This is a genomic window from Streptomyces sp. NPDC002138 (assembly GCF_040296485.1).
Lineage (GTDB): Bacteria > Actinomycetota > Actinomycetes > Streptomycetales > Streptomycetaceae > Streptomyces.
The window spans coordinates 1-18,286 of the sequence record NZ_JBEOXE010000058.1 but is presented as its reverse complement, the minus strand read 5'-3'; the positions used below and the strand labels follow the sequence as shown (position 1 = coordinate 18,286).

Annotated in this window: 13 protein-coding genes; 5 read left to right on the top strand and 8 right to left on the bottom strand. The window is 71.6% G+C overall.

What is annotated here, in order from left to right; all coding sequences use genetic code 11:
- Window positions 1-129 precede the first annotated feature (129 nt).
- A complete protein-coding gene (locus ABT084_RS29295; RefSeq protein ID WP_351050100.1) occupies window positions 130-804 on the bottom strand; it encodes a TetR/AcrR family transcriptional regulator in 675 nt (224 codons plus the stop codon).
- Window positions 805-952: 148 nt separating this feature from the next.
- Between ABT084_RS29295 and ABT084_RS29290 the strand changes: the two genes are divergently transcribed.
- Entirely contained in the window at window positions 953-1,855 is a 903-nt protein-coding gene (locus ABT084_RS29290) for an ABC transporter permease (RefSeq protein WP_351050097.1), read from the top strand.
- Window positions 1,848-2,699, top strand: coding sequence for an ABC transporter ATP-binding protein (locus tag ABT084_RS29285; RefSeq protein WP_502969224.1), 852 nt, complete (start codon window positions 1,848-1,850; stop codon window positions 2,697-2,699). The genes ABT084_RS29290 and ABT084_RS29285 overlap by 8 nt, the downstream gene beginning before the upstream one ends.
- A 116-nt stretch (window positions 2,700-2,815) precedes the next feature.
- On the opposite strand, the gene ABT084_RS29280 is transcribed toward ABT084_RS29285, so the two are convergent.
- The 3 genes from ABT084_RS29280 to ABT084_RS29270 form a co-directional block, all read right to left on the bottom strand.
- Window positions 2,816-7,828 carry an NAD-glutamate dehydrogenase gene (locus ABT084_RS29280; protein ID WP_351050095.1) on the bottom strand — a complete coding sequence of 1,671 codons (5,013 nt, stop codon included), beginning with the start codon at window positions 7,826-7,828 and terminating at the stop codon, window positions 2,816-2,818.
- A 396-nt stretch (window positions 7,829-8,224) separates the two neighbouring features.
- Entirely contained in the window at window positions 8,225-8,896 is a 672-nt protein-coding gene (locus ABT084_RS29275; protein ID WP_351050160.1) for an HAD family hydrolase, read from the bottom strand.
- Between the two features lie 77 nt (window positions 8,897-8,973).
- On the bottom strand, window positions 8,974-9,474 hold the full coding sequence (locus ABT084_RS29270) for a DUF6912 family protein (RefSeq protein ID WP_351050092.1): 501 nt from the start codon (window positions 9,472-9,474) through the stop codon (window positions 8,974-8,976).
- Between the two features lie 336 nt (window positions 9,475-9,810).
- Between ABT084_RS29270 and ABT084_RS29265 the strand changes: the two genes are divergently transcribed.
- Window positions 9,811-10,212: an Rv3235 family protein gene (locus ABT084_RS29265; protein WP_351050089.1), complete on the top strand. Its 402-nt coding sequence runs from the start codon at window positions 9,811-9,813 to the stop codon at window positions 10,210-10,212.
- Window positions 10,213-10,364: 152 nt separating this feature from the next.
- On the opposite strand, the gene secA is transcribed toward ABT084_RS29265, so the two are convergent.
- The gene (secA, locus tag ABT084_RS29260) at window positions 10,365-13,145 is read right to left on the bottom strand and encodes a preprotein translocase subunit SecA (protein WP_351050087.1); all 2,781 of its coding nucleotides are present in this window, start codon (window positions 13,143-13,145) and stop codon (window positions 10,365-10,367) included.
- Between the two features lie 228 nt (window positions 13,146-13,373).
- On the opposite strand from secA, the gene ABT084_RS29255 reads away from it, so the two are divergent.
- Both ABT084_RS29255 and ABT084_RS29250 read left to right on the top strand, forming a co-directional pair.
- Complete coding sequence (locus ABT084_RS29255) at window positions 13,374-13,955, top strand: GNAT family N-acetyltransferase (RefSeq protein WP_351050085.1); 582 nt, start codon at window positions 13,374-13,376, stop codon at window positions 13,953-13,955.
- Window positions 13,956-14,016: 61 nt separating this feature from the next.
- Complete coding sequence (locus tag ABT084_RS29250) at window positions 14,017-15,183, top strand: winged helix-turn-helix domain-containing protein (RefSeq protein ID WP_351050084.1); 1,167 nt, start codon at window positions 14,017-14,019, stop codon at window positions 15,181-15,183.
- Window positions 15,184-15,264: 81 nt separating this feature from the next.
- Here the strand turns inward: ABT084_RS29250 and ABT084_RS29245 are convergent, their stop codons facing one another.
- From ABT084_RS29245 to ABT084_RS29235, 3 genes are all read right to left on the bottom strand, one after another.
- A complete protein-coding gene (locus ABT084_RS29245) occupies window positions 15,265-15,990 on the bottom strand; it encodes a response regulator (RefSeq protein ID WP_351050081.1) in 726 nt (241 codons plus the stop codon).
- Between the two features lie 164 nt (window positions 15,991-16,154).
- Complete coding sequence (gene hpf / locus ABT084_RS29240) at window positions 16,155-16,850, bottom strand: ribosome hibernation-promoting factor, HPF/YfiA family (RefSeq protein ID WP_502969223.1); 696 nt, start codon at window positions 16,848-16,850, stop codon at window positions 16,155-16,157.
- A gap of 321 nt (window positions 16,851-17,171) precedes the next feature.
- Window positions 17,172-17,885, bottom strand: a complete 714-nt coding sequence (locus tag ABT084_RS29235; protein WP_351050079.1) for a ComF family protein — start codon at window positions 17,883-17,885, stop codon at window positions 17,172-17,174.
- Window positions 17,886-18,286: the final 401 nt, after the last annotated feature.

Sequence of the window (18,286 nt, the reverse complement as noted above, 5' to 3'; positions counted from 1 at the left end):
TTGAGGCGCCCCCGGAGGGCACACGCACCCGCAGCGCACCACCGGCGCCAGGGGGCAAATCAAGCCTCGCCGGCGATTGAGGCGCCCCCGGAGGGCGAGCGCGCCCGCAGGGCCCCACCCCCGCAGGGGTCAGGCCTTGAGGCCCGCCACCACCGACGCGGCCAGGGAATCCAGGTACCCCCGCGGAGCGGCACCGCTCACGACCACCACCCGCCAGTACAACGGCCCGATCGCCAGATCGAGCGCCCGCTCAGGGTCCGCCCCCTCCGCAAGCTCCCCCCGCGCCACGGCCTCCGACACGATCCCCTCGGCCAGCCGCCGCTGCCCGTCCAGCAACGCCCCCCGCACCGCCGCCGCGATCTCCGGATTCCGCGCCGCCTCGACCAGCAGGTCGGGAATGACGGCCGACGCGACGGGGTGCCGCAGCACGTGGGACATGACCTCGAGCAGCGCCCGCACATCCCCGTACAGCGACCCCGTGGCCGGCACCGGCAGCCCGTCGACGGCGAAGGCCGCCACCAGATCCAGCACCAGGTGCAGCTTGGACTTCCAGCGCCGGTAGACGGCCGTCTTGCCGACCCCCGCCCGCCGCGCGATCCCCTCGATCGACATCCGCGCGAACCCGACCGCCGCCAGCTCCTCCAGCACCGCCGCCCGGATCGCCTCGGTCACGTCCTCCCGCAGGACCGCGGCCCCGGCAGGCGCCCGCCGACGGCCCGCGCCGACGGAGGCGGGGGCCGAGACGGGGGCCGAGACAGGTGCGGAGGCAGGGGTGGCTACAGGCGCGGCGGGGTCTGTGGTCATACAGGGAGCATAGCCGCGCAGGCCGCCCCGGACCCGTCACGACGATACGGTTGCGTTCCGTCCCGCCGCCCCCTAACCTCGCCGTAGCGACGATACGGCCCCGTCCCATCGTGCGCGACGCCCCGGACCCCGGCGAAAGCGACCCTCCGTGACCACGACCCTGGCCAAACCCCCGGCGCCCCAGCCCGACATCGACGCGTTGGCGGCGGCCCACGGCCTGACCCTCAGCGGTGCCCGCCCCTCCCTGCCCGCGTACGTCGGGCAACTCTGGCAGCGCCGCCACTTCGTCATGTCGTACGCGACCGCCCGGATGTCGGCGACGTACAGCACAGCGAAGCTCGGACAGGTCTGGCACCTGGTCACCCCGCTGCTGAACGCGGCCGTGTACTACTTCATCTTCGGCATCATCATGAAGGCCAGCCGCGGCGTCACGGACTACGTCCCGTTCCTGATCACGGGCGTCTTCGTCTGGGACTTCATCGGCACCTCCGTCAACGCCGGCACCCGCGCGGTCCACAGCAACCTCGGCCTGGTCCGGGCCCTGCACTTCCCCCGCGCGAGCCTGCCCCTGTCCAGCGTGATCCAGCTCTTCCAGCAGCTGCTCGTCACCATGGGCGCCCTGGTCGTCCTGCTGGTCTGCTTCGGCCAGCTGCCGACCCTGCACTGGTTCCTGGTCTTCCCCACGCTGTTCCTGATGGCCGTCTTCTGCGCGGGCTGCGCCATGATCATGGCCCGGCTCGGCAGCAAGAACCCGGACGTCAGCCAGCTGATGCCGTTCATCCTGCGCACCTGGATGTACTCCTCCGGCGTCATGTGGAGCATCAGCGACATGCTGAAGAAGGATCACCTGCCGCACTGGGTGATGACGATGCTCCAGACGAACCCGGCCGCCGTCTACATCGACCTGATGCGGTACGCGCTGATCGACAGCACCAAGGCCTCGTCCCTCCCGCACCACGTCTGGCTGATCGCCATCGGCTGGGCCCTCGTCGTCGGCATCGGCGGCTTCATCTACTTCTGGAAGGCCGAGGAGGAGTACGGCCGTGGCTGACACGACGACGACCCCCACCAGCACCCCCGCACCCAGGTCCGCACCCGGATCCGCGCCGGCACCCGCAACCGCCACCGCCGACACCCGCGTCCCCACCGTGATCGCGGACAACGTCCACGTCACCTACCGGATCGTCGGCACCGGAGCCGGCCGCGGCAGCGCCACCGCCGCGCTCAGCCGGATCTTCAACCGCAAGAAGCCGAAGCCCGGCATCCGCGAGGTGCACGCCGTCCGCGGGGTGTCCTTCATCGCGTACAAGGGCGAGGCCATCGGCCTGATCGGCACCAACGGCTCCGGCAAGTCCACGCTGCTCTCGGCCATCGCGGGCCTCCAGCCCGTGGAGAGCGGCCGGATCTTCTCCCACGGCCAGCCCTCGCTGCTCGGCGTGAACGCGGCGCTGATGAACGACCTGACCGGCGAGCGCAACGTCATCCTCGGCGGCCTGGCCATGGGCATGTCCAAGCAGCAGGTCCAGGAGCGCTACCAGGGCATCGTCGACTTCTCGGGGATCAACGAGAAGGGCGACTTCATCTCGCTGCCGATGCGCACCTACTCCTCCGGCATGGGCGCGCGCCTGCGGTTCTCCATCGCCGCCGCCAAGGACCACGACGTCCTGATGATCGACGAGGCCCTCGCCACCGGTGACGCCGCCTTCCAGCGGCGCAGCCAGAAGCGGATCGAGGAGCTGCGCAAGACGGCGGGCACCGTCTTCCTCGTCAGCCACGGCATCGGCACCATCCGCGAGACCTGCGACCGCGTCCTGTGGCTGGAGCACGGCGTGCTGCGGATGGACGGGCCGACGCAGGAGGTCTGCGACGCCTACGAAGAGTTCGGCAAGCAGTAGGCGCGCGCGAGGCGCCCATCGAACGGGGAGGGCCCCGGGACCGGATTCCGGTCCCGGGGCCCTCCCCGTCACTCATGGCCGGCGTACGGCCCGGGCGGACGGCCCGGGCGTACGGCTCAGGCGTGCGCCCGCAGCAGCGACCGCATCGTCCGCATCGCCACCGACAGGTTCGCCAGGTCGAAGTCGTCCGAACCCTTGATCTCGTCCAGGGTCGTCCGGGCGCGCCCGATGATCGCCGCGTTCTTCTCCTCCCACGCCTTGAAGCGCTGCTCGGGAGTGGAGGAACCGTTGCCGACCGCCAGCACGTCGGCGGTCAGCGCCGCGTGCGCGGCGAACAGGTCCTCGCGGATGGAGGCGCGGGCCATGGACTGCCAGCGGTCGGACCGCGGCAGCTCGATGATCCGGTCCATGAGCTGGGTGATGTCCAGCCGGTCGGCGAGGTCGTAGTAGACCTCGGCCACGCCCAGCGGGTCGATGCCCGTGCGGTCCGCGATCGCGACGACGTCGAGCGTCGGGAAGGCCGAGGAGAATCCGGCGACCTTGGCCGCCAGCTCCTCCGGGACGCCCGCCTCGGTCAGCTCGTCCACGATCGAGGCGTACCACTCCAGGTCGGCGCCGCGCACCAGCTTGGGCAGCTCCGACCAGACCTGCGTGACCCGCTCGCCGAAGAAGGCGATGGTCTCGGTGATCTGGAGCGGCTGCGGCCGGTTGTTGAGCAGCCAGCGGGTACCGCGCTCGACCAGCCGTCGCGAGTGCAGCCGGATCCGGGTCAGCACGTCGGCCGCGACCTTGTTGTCCAGCGCCTCGACCGCGTCCCACACCTCGGCCAGGCCGAAGATCTCGCGGGCCGAGAGCTGGGCCCGGACGATCTCCTCCAGGGAGGCCCCGGTCTCCTCGCGGAGCCGGTGCAGGAAGGTCGAGCCACCGCTGTTGACGGTGTCGTTGACCAGGATCGTGGTGATGATCTCGCGGCGCAGCGCGTGCGCCTCGATCTGCTCGGGGAACTTCTCGCGCAGGGCGGCCGGGAAGTACATGTGCAGCAGGCGGCGCAGGTAGGGGTCGTCCGGCAGCACGGTGCCGATCAGCTCGTCCGCCGCCGTGATCTTGGTGTAGGCGAACAGGACGGCCAGCTCCGGCTGGGTCAGGCCCTTGCCGTTGTTCAGCAGCTCGCGGATCTGCCGGTCGTTGGGCAGGAACTCCAGCGCCCGGTCGAGCAGTCCGTCGCGGCCGAGGCGGCGCATGAAGCGCTGCTGGGCGTGGAGCAGGCTGGGCGCCTGGGCGGCGCCGTTGGCCAGCGCCACGTTCTGCGCGTAGTTGTTGCGCAGCACGAGGTGGCCGACCTCGTCGGTCATCGCGGCGAGCAGGGTGTTGCGCTGCTTGACGGTCATGTCCCCGTCGGAGACCACCGCGTTCAGCAGGATCTTGATGTTCACCTCGTGGTCGGAGGTGTCCACGCCGGCGCTGTTGTCGATGGCGTCGGTGTTGATCTTGCCGCCCTCGCCGCCCGCGCCGAGACGGGCGAATTCGATCCGGCCCAGCTGGGTCAGGCCGAGGTTGCCGCCCTCGCCGATGACCTTGGCGCGTACGTCCTGGCCGTCGACGCGGATGGCGTCGTTCGCCTTGTCGCCGACGTCGGCGTGGGTCTCGGCCGTCGCCTTGACGTACGTACCGATGCCGCCGTTCCACAGCAGGTCGACCGGGGCCTTGAGGACCGCCTGCATCAGCTCGGCCGGGGTCATCTTGCTGATGCCGGCCTCGATGCCGAGGGCCTGGCGCATCTGCGCGGTGACGGGGATCGCCTTCGCGGTGCGGGGGTGGATGCCACCGCCCGCGGAGAGCAGCGAGGTGTCGTAGTCGGCCCACGAGGAGCGCGGCAGGTCGAACAGGCGGCGGCGCTCGGCGTACGAGGTGGCCGCGTCCGGGTTCGGGTCGATGAAGATGTGCCGGTGGTCGAAGGCGGCGACCAGGCGGATGTGCTCGGAGAGCAGCATGCCGTTGCCGAAGACGTCACCGGACATGTCGCCGACGCCGACCGTGGTGAAGTCCTCGGTCTGGGTGTCGTGGCCCAGCTCGCGGAAGTGCCGCTTGACGGACTCCCACGCGCCACGGGCGGTGATGCCCATGCCCTTGTGGTCGTAACCGGCCGAGCCGCCCGAGGCGAAGGCGTCGCCGAGCCAGAAGCCGTAGGACTCGGCGACGGCGTTGGCGATGTCGGAGAAGGTCGCGGTGCCCTTGTCGGCGGCGACGACGAGGTAGGTGTCGTCCTCGTCGTGGCGGACCACGTCCTTGGGGGGCACGACCTCGCCGCCGACGAGGTTGTCGGTGATGTCGAGCAGCGCCGAGATGAAGATCTTGTACGAGGCGATGCCCTCGGCGAGCCACGCGTCGCGGTCCACCGACGGGTCGGGCAGGTTCTTGGCGACGAAGCCGCCCTTGGCGCCGACCGGCACGATGACGGTGTTCTTGACCATCTGCGCCTTGACCAGGCCGAGGATCTCCGTACGGAAGTCCTCGCGCCGGTCGGACCAGCGCAGACCCCCTCGGGCGACCTTGCCGAAGCGCAGGTGGACGCCCTCCACGCGGGGCGAGTAGACCCAGATCTCGTACGCCGGGCGGGGCGCGGGGAGGTCCGGGATGGCCTGCGGGTCGAACTTCATCGACACGTACGCGTGCGGCGCGCCCGTGCTGGTGTGCTGGAAGAAGTTGGTCCGCAGGGTGGCCTTGATGAGGGTGAGGAAGGCCCGCAGGATGCGGTCCTCGTCCAGCGAGGCGACCTGGTCCAGGGCGCCTTCCAGCTCCTCCAGCATCGCGTCGATCAGCTCGGTGCCCGCGGCCTGGCGGCCGGGCGACATCCGCGCCTCGAAGAGCGAGACCAGCAGCCGGGTGGTGTGGACGTTGTTGCGGAGGGTGTCCTCCATGTAGTCCTGGCTGAAGGTGGAACCGGCCTGGCGCAGGTACTTCGCGTACGCGCGCAGGACGACGGCCTGCCGCCAGGTGAGCCCGGCGCTCAGCACCAGGGTGTTGAAGTTGTCGTTCTCCGCGTCGCCCTGCCAGACCGCGGCGAAGGCGTTCTGGAAGCGCTCGCGGGCGTCCCCGACCTGGTCCCCGTTGCCCGCGGAGGCGGGCAGGCGCAGGCCGAAGTCGTAGATCCAGGCGTGCGTGCGGTCGGCGCAGCGCAGCTCGTACGGCCGCTCGTCGGTGACCTCGACGCCGAGGCGCTGCAGGACCGGGAGCACGGCGGACAGGGAGACCTGCTCGCCCTGGCGGTAGATCTTGAAGCGGCGCTCGCCGGGGCCCGCGCCGACCGGCTCGTACAGCGAGAGGTCGAAGTCGCTGGAGCTGGCGGACAGCCGCTCCAGGCGGACCAGGTCGGCGACGGCGGCGCGCGGCGAGTGGTCGGCCTTGTAGCCCTCGGAGAAGGCGCCGGCGTAGCGGCGCAGCAGCTCGGCGGCGCGCTCCTCGCCGCACTCGGCGGTCAGCGCCTCGGCGAAGCCGTCGGCCCAGGAGCGGGCGGCCTCGACCAGGCGGGCCTCGATGCGCTCGACGTCGGCGTCGGTGAGCGCGGGCAGTTCGGTGCCCTGCGGGACGCGGACGACGAAGTGGATGCGGGAGAGGATCGACTCGGTGTTCCAGGCGGTGAAGTCGACGCTGATGCCGCCGAGCTCCTCCTTCAGGATGTCCATCAGGCGCAGCCGGACGCCGGTGGTGAAGCGGTCGCGGGGCAGGTAGACCAGGGCCGAGTAGTAGCGCCCGTACTCGTCCTGGCGCAGGTACAGCCGCAGCCGGCGGCGTTCCTGGAGGTAGAGGACCGAGGTGGCGATGGCGCGCAGCTGGTCGACCGGGGTCTGGAACAGCTCGTCGCGCGGGTAGGTCTCCAGGATCTGGAGCAGGTCGCGGCCGTCGTGGCTGCTCGGCGCGAAGCCGGCGGCCTCCAGGACCTCGACGACCTTGCGGCGGATCACCGGGACGCGGCGCACGGACTCGGTGTAGGCGGCCGAGGAGAACAGGCCGAGGAAGCGGCGCTCGCCGACGACGTTGCCCTCGGCGTCGAACTTCTTGACGCCGACGTAGTCCAGGTAGGACGGGCGGTGCACGGTGGAGCGGCTGTTGGCCTTGGTCAGCACCAGCAGCTTGTGCTCGCGCGCCTTGGCACGGGCGTCGGCGGGCAGCCGGTTGAACGACGGCGAGACCGGGTGGCCGTCGTCCTTGCCGCTGTGGTGCGGGTCGGAGCGCAGGATGCCGAGACCGGTGCCGGGTACGGCGGCCAGCGCGTCCCCGTCGACGAGGGTGTACTCGCGGTACCCGAGGAAGGTGAAGTTGTCGCCGGCCAGCCAGCGCAGCAGCTCCCGGGCCTCGTCCAGCTCGTGTTCGCGCAGGTCGGGCGCGGTGGGCTCGCCGGGCAGCTCCTCGGCGAGGCGGCGGGCCGCGTCCCGCATCTTCTCCCAGTCCTCGACGGCCTCGCGGACGTCGGACAGGACGCGGAGCAGATCGGCGGTGATCTGCTTGAGGTCGGCGCGGTCGGTCTCGCGGTCGATCTCGACGTGGATCCAGGACTCGACGAGGGAGTCGTGGGGGCGCGCGGTGGCGGGGCCGAAGACGTCGGGCGTCCCGGAGGGACTCGTTGAGGGGTGGCGGTCGGGCGACGGGTGGGCGCAGTCGGGACCGAGGATCTCGATCAGCTTGCCGGTGACGTCACGGCGGACCACGACCTGCGGGTGGATCACGACGTGGATCCCGCGGCCCTGGCGGGACAGCTCGTTGGTGACGCTGTCGACGAGGAAGGGCATGTCGTCGGTGACCACCTCGACGACCGAGTGGCTGGAGGTCCAGCCGTTCTCCTCGACCGTGGGGGTGTGGACGCGCACGCTGGCCGTGCCCTGTGGCCGGTTCTCGGCGAGCCGGTAGTGGGAGAGCGCGGCGCCGAAGACGTCGACCGGGTCCCGGTCGGTGAGGTCCTCGGGTGCGGTGTGCAGGTAGTAGCGCTGGAGGTAGGAGAGCGTCATGTCCCGGTCGGGACCCTCACCTACCCCGGACCCAGTCGGAAGTAGCCCCCCGGCCGGGCTGTTCTCAGCTACCCGGGCCGCCCGTGCGAGCAGCTCGGCCTTTGCTTCGTCCAGCTTGGTCTGCATGTCCTCTGGCTCCTGTCGCGCGCCATTGCGTGACGTAGGTGGTGAAGGAAGGGATGACGTAGCGCCGCGAGGCGGGAAGTCCGTCGGGAAGTCCGGTCGGGATCGACGCTATGCCGTCGTGGGAGCCGGGCGGGGCGGAACGGGCCATTCTCGGCCACGGGCCCCGGCGGCGGGGATCAGCGATGGCCCGGGCACGGAAGTGCGCCGGGCGAGTGCCGGAGGCTCCAGTGCCTCCGAGGACTATCGGGCTGATCACGGGTACTAGGCTATCTCGCCTCACCCCGGGCGCGTCACGAGCGGCTTGTGTACAAATCCGGGGGTGGAACTTTGACACTCTGGACAGCGACGCGGGCCCCTCGCGCGTGCGGGGGCCCTTCGTCGGCGTCTCAAACGCTGTTATCCAGCCAATTCGCGAGCTGTCCGGACCGCCTCCGCCAGCGTGTCCACGACCGGTACTCCGGCTGATTCCAGACTGCGGCGACTGTGCGAGCCGCCGGTGTAGAGCACGGCCAGCGCGCCCACGTGAGCGGCCGCCAGGGCGTCGTCCACGGCGTCGCCGATGAGGACCGTACGGGTGGCCGTCACCCCCGTCCCCTTCATGGCCGCCATATGGCGTACGAGGTGCCCGGCCTTCGAGGTGTGCGAGGGCCCGACGCGTCCGTCGACGCGCAGGAAGTGTCCGTGGATGCCGTGCCGCTGGACCAGGGGCACCAGCTTCTCGTGGGGCGCGAGGGACAGCAGGGACTGGGTGAGCCCGGCCGTCCGCCAGCCGTCCAGCAGCTCGCGCGCGCCCTCGGCCAGCCCGGCGTCCTCGGCCACGGCCCAGTAGTGCCGGTGGAACGTCGCGTCCATGACCAGCCACTCGGCGTCCGTGGGCACCCGCCCCATGAGCCGTGCGTAGAACTGCGGCACGGGGACGACGTACAGCTCGCGGTAGCGCTCGACGGTGATCGGCGCGAAGCCCAGCTCGGCGAAGGAGGCGTTCGTCGCGGCCATGATGGCGTCGAGGTCGTGGAGGAGGGTCCCGTTCCAGTCCCACACGATGTGCGCACCGGTCGCCGTGGTCACCTCGGCCACCTCGGCCACCTCGGCCACCTCGGCCACGGCTATGTCGTCCGCGCCGTCCGTGCCATCGCCCGCGCCGGTCACGTGAGCAGCCCCGGGATCTCCTGTACCCCGAACCACAGCAGGTCGTGGTCCTCGGCGCCGTCCACGGTGAACTGCGCGTCGTCGTCACCCGCGTCCGCGGCGGCCACGGCGGCCGCGGCGGCGCGCACGTCGGCCTCGGCGTCCTCGGCGTCCACGTGCACCGCGGCGGCCACGGCGAGGCGCACGGTGGCGGCCAGGGACACCTGCCCCAGGGTCGCCTCGTCCACGCCGGGGATCGCGGCGGCGGCCTTGTCGTCGACGTCGAGCGCCACGACGACCCGCTTGCGCGGGGCGGCGGAGTCCTCGGCGATCAGCCGCAGGGAGGCGATCGCGGCCCGGTTCAGGGCGGCGTACTCCAGCTCCTCGATGTCGTCCGAGACGTACCACTCGCGCAGGCCGGGCGTGACGGCGTACGCGCGCAGCGGGGCGGGGCCCAGCTCGCCCGCCTTGTGCGCCTCGGCGAGCCCGGGGAGGGTCAGGGGGACGTACACACGCATGGCCGGCTGCTTTCGGTAGTCGGAAACGCCCTCAGGATACGACCGCCGGGCCCGAACCCGGCGGCCCCGGGGCACTTCCCGCCGGACTCCGTCCGGCGCAGGGCCCGGTCCCCCTTCGGGGTGCCGCCCGCGGGGCCGGGCGCGTCCACGCGCCGAGGGGGCGCGCGGCCGCGGCCCGGGGCCGGGCCGCGCCGGGGCGCCCCTGATAGGCGAACCCCGTCCGCGCCGGGCTCCGGGCCGCGGGGCCGTTGCGGAGCCCGGCGCGGCGCCCGTAGAAGGTCTCCCAACCAAGTTACCGCCCGGTACCGCCGGGCCCGGCCTCTTCGGGGATGCGCCATGACCAGCACGCGGAGCACCACCCGGCCCGCGGGCCGCCACGACCAGCGCCGCCCGCCGAGCCCGCCCCGCGGCGCTCGGCCCGGCCCGCACCACTGGTTCGCCGAACGGCTCCTGGCGGTCCTCAGCGGCCAGCGGCCGGTCCACTCCCTGCTCGGGCACACCGTGGGCCCCGCGTACGAGCAGCTGGTCACCCTGGCCGCCCCGGCGGGCGCCTACCGGGACCACCTGCGCCCGGTCCTGCGCCAGTGCGGCCGCTTCCACCCGGGCCCGGGCGTGATCGAGGCCTTCGCCCGCATCGCGACCGGCGACCGCGTCACCGCCATGGCCTTCCGCCTGGAACAGGGCCCCGACCTGCGCTGGCGCTGCGCGGCCGTGGAAGTGGCGGGCCCCCGGCCGTGACCACCACACCCGTGACCACCTCGCCCGTGACGGCCTCCCCCGGCCCGCCGTCCAAGGCGCCGCCCGGCCCGCCGCCCGGCCCCGGAAACGCGTCCGGGGCCGGACACCCGCGAACCGCGGTGCCCGGCCCCGGACGGGGTCCCCGAAGGGGGTTACTTCTTGCGGCGACGCCCGCCGGACGCCTTCTGCGCCTTGCGGCGCTCCGCCCGGGTCATGCCGTCGCCGGAGCCCTCGGCGCCGTCGGAGTCGAAGTCGCCCTCGACCACGCCGCCCTCCCCGTCCACCGTCGGGGCGGAGAAGTGGAGCCGGTCCGGCCGCTGCGGCGCGTCCAGACCCTTGGCCCGGATCTCCGGCTTCGTCAGGGACGGCGCCGCGTCCTGCACCGGCAGCTCCTCGACCTGCTGCTCGACCTGGACCTCCAGGTTGAACAGGTAGCCGACGGACTCTTCCTTGATGCCGTCCTGCATGGCGTTGAACATGTCGAAGCCCTCGCGCTGGTACTCGACCAGCGGGTCCTTCTGGGCCATCGCCCGCAGGCCGATGCCCTCCTGCAGGTAGTCCATCTCGTACAGGTGCTCGCGCCACTTGCGGTCCAGCACCGACAGCACCACGCGCCGCTCCAGCTCGCGCATGATGTCGGAGCCGAGCTGCGCCTCGCGGGCCTCGTACTGCTCGTGGATGTCGTCCTTGACGGACTCCGCGATGAACTCGGCGGTGATCCCGGCGCGGTCGCCCGCGGCCTCTTCCAGCTCCTCCACCGTCACCTTGATCGGGTAGAGCTGCTTGAAGGCGCCCCACAGGCGCTCCAGGTCCCACTCCTCGGCGAAGCCCTCGACCGTCTCCGCCGTGATGTAGGCGTCGATGGTGTCGTCCATCATGTGACGGACCTGGTCCTGCAGGTCCTCGCCCTCGAGCACGCGGCGGCGCTCGCGGTAGATGACCTCACGCTGGTTGTTCAGGACCTCGTCGTACTTCAGGACGTTCTTGCGCGTCTCGAAGTTCTGGGTCTCGACCTGCGACTGCGCGGACGCGATCGCCCGGGTCACCATCTTGTTCTCGATCGGCACGTCGTCCGGCACGTTCGCCATCGCCATGACGCGCTCGACCATCTGCGCCTTGAACAGACGCATCAGGTCGTCGCCCAGCGACAGGTAGAAGCGGGACTCGCCCGGGTCGCCCTGACGGCCGGAGCGGCCGCGCAGCTGGTTGTCGATGCGGCGCGACTCGTGCCGCTCGGTGCCGAGGACGTACAGGCCGCCGAGCTCCTTGACCTCTTCGAATTCGGCCTTGACGGCCGCCTCGGCCTTGGTGAGCGCCGCGGGCAGGGCGTGTGCCCACTCCTCGATGTGCTCCTCCGGGTCCAGGCCCTGCTGGCGCAGCTCGGCCTCGGCGAGGTCGTCCGGGTTGCCGCCGAGCTTGATGTCGGTACCGCGGCCGGCCATGTTCGTGGCGACCGTGACGGCGCCGCGGCGACCGGCCTGGGCGACGATCGAGGCCTCGCGCTCGTGCTGCTTCGCGTTGAGCACCTCGTGCGGGATGCCGCGCTTGGAGAGCTGCTGCGAGAGGTACTCGGACTTCTCGACCGAGGTGGTGCCGACCAGGATCGGCTGGCCCTTCTCGTGCTTCTCCGCGATGTCGTCGACGACCGCGGCGAACTTGGCGACCTCGGTGCGGTAGATCAGGTCGGCCTGGTCCTTGCGGACCATGTCCCGGTTGGTCGGGATCGGCACGACGCCGAGCTTGTAGATCTGGTGGAACTCGGCGGCCTCGGTCATGGCCGTACCGGTCATGCCCGACAGCTTCGAGTACAGGCGGAAGAAGTTCTGCAGGGTGATCGTGGCGAGGGTCTGGTTCTCGTCCTTGATGTCCACCCCTTCCTTCGCCTCGATCGCCTGGTGCATGCCCTCGTTGTAGCGGCGGCCCGCGAGGATACGGCCGGTGTGCTCATCGACGATCATGACCTCGCCGTCGATGACGACGTAGTCCTTGTCGTTCTTGAACAGCTCCTTGGCCTTCAGGGCGTTGTTCAGGTACCCGACGAGCGGGGTGTTCACCGACTCGTAGAGGTTGTCGATGCCGAGCCAGTCCTCGACCTTGGCGACACCCGCCTCGTGGATGGCGACGGTGCGCTTCTTCTCGTCGACCTCGTAGTCGCCGGTCTCCTCGATGCCCTTGAGGGGCTGGCCGGGCTCGCCCTTCTTCAGGCGCGTCACCAGCTTCGCGAAGTCGCCGTACCACTTGGTGGCCTGGTCGGCCGGGCCGGAGATGATCAGCGGCGTACGGGCCTCGTCGACCAGGATCGAGTCGACCTCGTCGACCACGGCGAAGTTGTGGCCGCGCTGGACCAGCTCGTCCTTCGACCACGCCATGTTGTCGCGCAGGTAGTCGAAGCCGAACTCGTTGTTCGTGCCGTAGGTGATGTCCGCGTTGTACTGCTCGCGGCGCTGCGCGGGCGACATGTTCGCCAGGATGCAGCCGACCTCGAGACCGAGGAACTTGTGGACGCGGCCCATCATCTCGGAGTCGCGCTCGGCGAGGTAGTCGTTCACCGTGATCAGGTGGACGCCCTTGCCGGACATCGCGTTCAGGTACGCGGGCAGGGTGCCGACGAGGGTCTTGCCCTCACCGGTCTTCATCTCGGCCACGTAGCCGAGGTGGAGTGCGGCACCGCCCATGATCTGGACGTCGTAGTGCCGCTGGCCGAGGACGCGCTTGGCGGCCTCGCGCACCGTGGCGAAGGCCTCGGGCAGCAGGTCGTCCAGGCTCTCGCCGTCCTGGAAGCGCTGCTTGTACTCATCCGTGAGCGCCCGCAACTCGGCGTCGGAGAGGTTGACGAAGTCCTCTTCGATGGAGTTGACCTGGTCCGCGATGCGGTGCAGTTTGCGCAGGATCTTGCCTTCGCCTGCACGCATGAGCTTGTTGAAGACGGACACCGAGGTTTGTCTCCTTGCCGGTCGGGCCTGGGCACTGTTCGTACACGGGCACGGCAGGTGGACCCCACCGCAACGGCCATCGTAAGCGAGGACGTGGTCACGCCGGGAGGTCCGCCGTATCCGCAGGGCGGCTGGCACCCGCAAGGAGAACGGACAAGGAGCACGGAAGGTGCCGGTGTGGGGCGAAAACTGTTCGCCCGGTGGCCCCCGGCCCCGCAGAATTCCGGCATGGAACCCCGCACGTTGATCACCGAGCGCCTGACGGTGCGCCCGTACCTGCCCTCCGACATCGCCGAGATGCACGCCGCCTGCCAGGACCCGGCCATCCAGCACTGGATAGCGGTCCCGGTGCCGTACGGGCTGCCGGAGGCCGAAACCTTCGTCACGGAGACGGCGCCGCGCGGCTGGCTCGAGGACACCGAGTACAACTTCACCGTCCGGCTCGGGGCCGACGGCCCCCTCGTCGCCGCCGTCGGCGTCCACCGCCGGGGCGACTTCGCGCACGAGATCGGCTACTGGACGGCCCCGGGGCACCGCGGCAAGGGCTACATGACCGAGGCGGTCCGGGCCGTGGCCCGCTGGGCCTTCACGGACGTCGGCTGCCTGCGGCTGATCTGGCGGGCCGGCGTCGGCAACACCGCCTCCCGGGCCGTCGCCGAGAAGGCCGGCTTCATCGTCGAGGGCGTGCACCGCGCGGGCATGGAGCACCGCGAGACCCTGCGGGACTGCTGGATCGGCGCGCTGCTCCCCTCCGACCTGGGCCTGCCCTCGCGGCTGCCGTACCTGCCCGCTCCCCGCCGGGACGCCTGACGGCCGCTCGTTCCCCCGCCGCCCGGCGGCGTTGTCGGTGCCTCGCCCTAGGCTGCGGGGCATGACCTCCGCCACCGTGTCGCTGTCCGCCGCCGAAGCCCGCCGGATCGCCCTGCGCGCGCAGGGGTTCCTCGGCGCCCCCGACCGCAAGGGCGGGGTGCGGGGCGTCCTGCGCCACCTGGGCGCCGTACAGCTGGACACCATCTCGGTGCTGGCCCGCTCGCACGAGCTGATCCCGTACGCGCGCCTGGGCGCGGTCGGCCGCCCGGCGGTGGAGGCCTCGTACTGGTCGGGGAACCACGCCTTCGAGTACTGGTCCCACGCGGCCTGCATCCTGCCCATCGAGGAGTGGCCGCACTTCGCCTTCCGCCGCCGGGCCCGCCGCGCCAAGGGACACCGCTGGCACGTCCTGGCGGACAAGGAACGCTCGACGAAGACGGTCCTGGACCGGCTGCGCGCGGACGGCCCGCTCACCTCCACCGAGCTGGGCGGCGCGAAGAACGGCGGGGAGTGGTTCGAGTGGTCCGAGACCAAGATCGCGGTGGAGTGGCTGCTCGACATCGGCGAGGTGGTCTGCACCGAGCGCCGCGGCTGGAAGCGGGTCTACGACCTGCCGGAGCGGGCCGTCCCGGACGCGCTGCTGCACGACGAACTGAGCGACACCGAGTGCCTGCGCCGCCTCGTCACGCTCGCGGGGCAGTCCCTGGGCGTCGGCACCCGTAGCGACATCGCGGACTACCACCGCCTGAAGAACGACCAGTTCGACGCGGTGATCGCGGACTCCGGGCTGGTCCCGGTGGAGGTCGAGGGCTGGGGCAGGCCCGCCTGGGCCGACCCGGCCGCCCTGGCGGCCCCCGCGCGCGGGCGCCACCGCACGACGCTGCTCTCGCCCTTCGACTCGCTGATCTGGGAGCGCCCCCGCACCGAGCGGATCTTCGGCTTCACGCACCGGCTCGAGGCGTACGTGCCGAAGCCCCGGCGGATCCACGGGTACTTCGCCATGCCGCTGCTGGCGGGCGGCCTGCTCCAGGGCCGGGTGGACCCGGGCCGCGAGGGCACCACCCTGGTGGCCCGCCAGCTCTCCCTGACCAGCCCGGCCGCGGCGCGCCCGATGGCCGAGGCGCTGCGCGAGGCGGCGAGCTGGGTGGGCTGCGACGCGATCCGGGTGGACCGTGCGCAGAGCCCGGCGGAAGCCGCCGCCGTGACGGCGGAACTGGCCGCGCTGTAGGGCGCGTTCGGGGGCCGCGTTCGAAAGGGCCGCGGCGGAGGGCTGCGGCGCAGGGCCGCGGCGGGGCGCCCGCCGGGGCCCTCAGCGGATCTCGAGGATCTTCTCCCGCATCGCGTAGACCACGGCTTCCATCCGGGAGTGCAGCTGCAGCTTCTCCAGGATGTTGCGGACGTGGTTCTTCACCGTGTTCTCGGAGATGAACAACTCCTTGGCGATGTCCCGGTTGTTCATCCCGGTCGCCACCAGCTTGAGCACCTCCAGCTCGCGGTCCGTCAGCCGCGGCGCGGGCACCAGCCGCCGCTCGTCGGTGCGCTGGATCATCGACTTGAACTCGGTCAGCAGCTTCGAGGCCATGGACGGGCTGATCTGCGACTGCCCGTCGGCCACGGCGCGGATCGCGGTGGCGACCTCGTCCGTGGAGATCTCCTTGAGCAGGTACCCGGTCGCCCCGGCCTTGATCGCGTCGTAGAGGTCGGCCTCCTCGTCGCTGATCGTCAACATGATGATCTTCGCGGAGGGGGCCACCTCCTTGATCGAGGTGCATGCCTCGATGCCGCCGCGCCGGGGCATCCGCACGTCCATCAGCACGATGTCCGGCAGCAGGTCCGCGGCCTTGTCCACCGCCTCCGCGCCGTCACCGGCCTCGCCGACGACCTGGATGTCCTCCTCCTGCGCGAGGACGATCTCCAGCCCGCGCCGGAAGAGGGCGTGGTCGTCGACCACGAGTACACGGATCGGCTCACCACCCGGGCCGGTCCGGCAGTCCGTACCGCCATCACCGCGCACCGGTCCGAAGCTGTCCGCCATCGTTCCTCCCCCTGCAAGGCCGTCCGAGGTCAACCCGACGCAGTCGGACGCCGGCTGACTGCCCGCCATGATTCCATGCCCGGGCCGCGGGTCGGGGGTTCGCCGGGTGCGTACGGGTGCCCCCGGTGGCGCGTAAGCGTCACCGGGGGCACCGGAACGGACGGTCAGCCGCCGAGCGCGCCACCCGCGCCACCAGGCGATTCCTCCGTGCTGGAGGCACCGTCGGGGTTCACGTGAATGACGCCGTAGTCGTATGCGTGCCGTCGGTAGACAACGCTGGGCAGCTTGGTTTCGGAGTCGACGAACAGATAGAAGTCGTGGCCGACCAGCTCCATTTCGTACAGAGCCTGGTCGAGCGTCATGGGTGAGGCCGAGTGGGTCTTCTCGCGGACGACGAGCGGGCCCTCACCCTGGACCTCGAGCGATCCGATGCGGGTGGTCGGAATGGCGTCCGTCTTCTCCTCGGTGATCACCTCACCGTTCCCGTTGAGCTGCGCGACACCCGGCACGACGTCGGCGACCTCGGCCGCGGAGAGCCGGCCGCTGCCGCGGCGGTTGTGGCGCTTGTCGTGCTGCTTGCGCAGCCGGGCCTCGAGCTTGTCCTGGGCCAGGTCCAGCGCCGCGTAGGGGTCTGCGGCGGCCGCCTCGGCACGGATCACGGGGCCCCGCGAGTGAAGGGTGATCTCCACGCGGTCGGAACGGTCGGCCTGACGCGGGTTGTGCTCCTTGGACACCTCGACGTCCAAGCTGATCACCTTGGCGTCGAGCCTCTGGATCCGCTCCGGATTCAGCTTCTCGGCCACGTGCTTGCGGAACCGCTCGGGCACTTCGGTCTTGCGGCCCTTGACGACGATGTCCACGCAGAACTCCGTTCCCGGATAGCTCCGCCTCAGCGGCGAAGCGTCTCCCTTTTGCACCAGGCCCCGGCTGTCACCGGAGCCTCGGACTTGGCGACTTTCACCTCCTCCTCCCCCATCGGCAAGATCACCACCCACCGACGTTGGAGTCGAGGGGCACGCCTGCCCGATGCGGAGAAGCTCCGAAGCGCGAGTTCCTCTTCAACCGAACATATCCCTGTTGGCCGGTTGTCGGCACCCGCTACCGGAACGTACCTCCGTTCAGGTGGCCATTCCCTCTCACTACCTGCAACGATGCGCCTTCCCACTCAGTTCCAAATCTATTCACCGGATTTTTGCGCTGTTCGAGTCGAAAGACCCCGCGGGGGCGGCCACGACGGCCGCGCGCAGCCCGGCCTGAGCCCCTCCCGCCGCCCTCAGGGCGCGGGCCGCCTCCGCGAGGGTGGCTCCGGTGGTGATCAGGTCGTCCACGAGCACGATCCGCCCCGCCTCCAGCGGCCGCAGGCCGCCGGGCCGCACCTCCAGGGCCCCGGCCAGGTTCTCCCGCCGCTGCCGGGCCCCCAGGCCCGCCTGGTCCGCCACCGGGCGCCGCTGGCGCAGTACGGGCGCCACGCGCGCCGGGATCCCGGCCCGGCGCAGCCGCGCCGAGGCCGCCAGCGCGATCCGGCGGGCCGGGTCGTGGCCGCGCGCCCGCACCTGGCGTCGCGCGGACGGCACCGGGACCAGGACCAGCCCGCCGCGGTCCGCCTCGCCACCGCCCGCGCGGACGGCCGCGGCCAGCGCCCCGCCGAGCACCCCGGCCAGCGTCAGCGCCCCGCGCTCCTTGTGGGCCAGCAGCACCCCCCGGACGCCGTCCGCGTACGGCGCGGCCGCATGCACCACGGGCAGGCCCGCGGGCCCCGGACACGGCCGCACAGCCCCCGCCAACGCCCCGCCCAGCGCCTCCCGGCACCCCGGGCACACCACCACCCGCACCACCCCGCACCCCGCACACGCGGAGGGCAACACCAGCCCCCCGACCTCCCCCCACCGCCCCATCCCCCCACTCTCCCGCACCCCGCCCCAAGCCCACACCCCCTGTGGACAACCCCGAAACCGCCCCCGCCGGACGGCGCCCCCAGCCTCGCCACACTCGACCCCGCCGATGCCTGAGGCGCGTACCCGAGCGCCGCCCGAAGTCGCCTCCGGCGGGCCCTCAAACGCCGGGCAGGCTGAAATGCCACCCCCTCCACCCACACCCACAACCCGCACCCAAACCCAGCCCCGCCGACGCTCAAGGCGCCCACAACCCGCACCCAAACCCAGCCCCGCCGGCGTTTGAGGCGCCCCCGGAGGGCCCACAAGGGGAACCCGCCCCCACACCCCCCCCCCCCCCCCCCCCCCCCCCCCCCCGGCCCCGCCCCCCCCACCCAAAGGGGGGCCCCCCCCCCGGGCCCCCC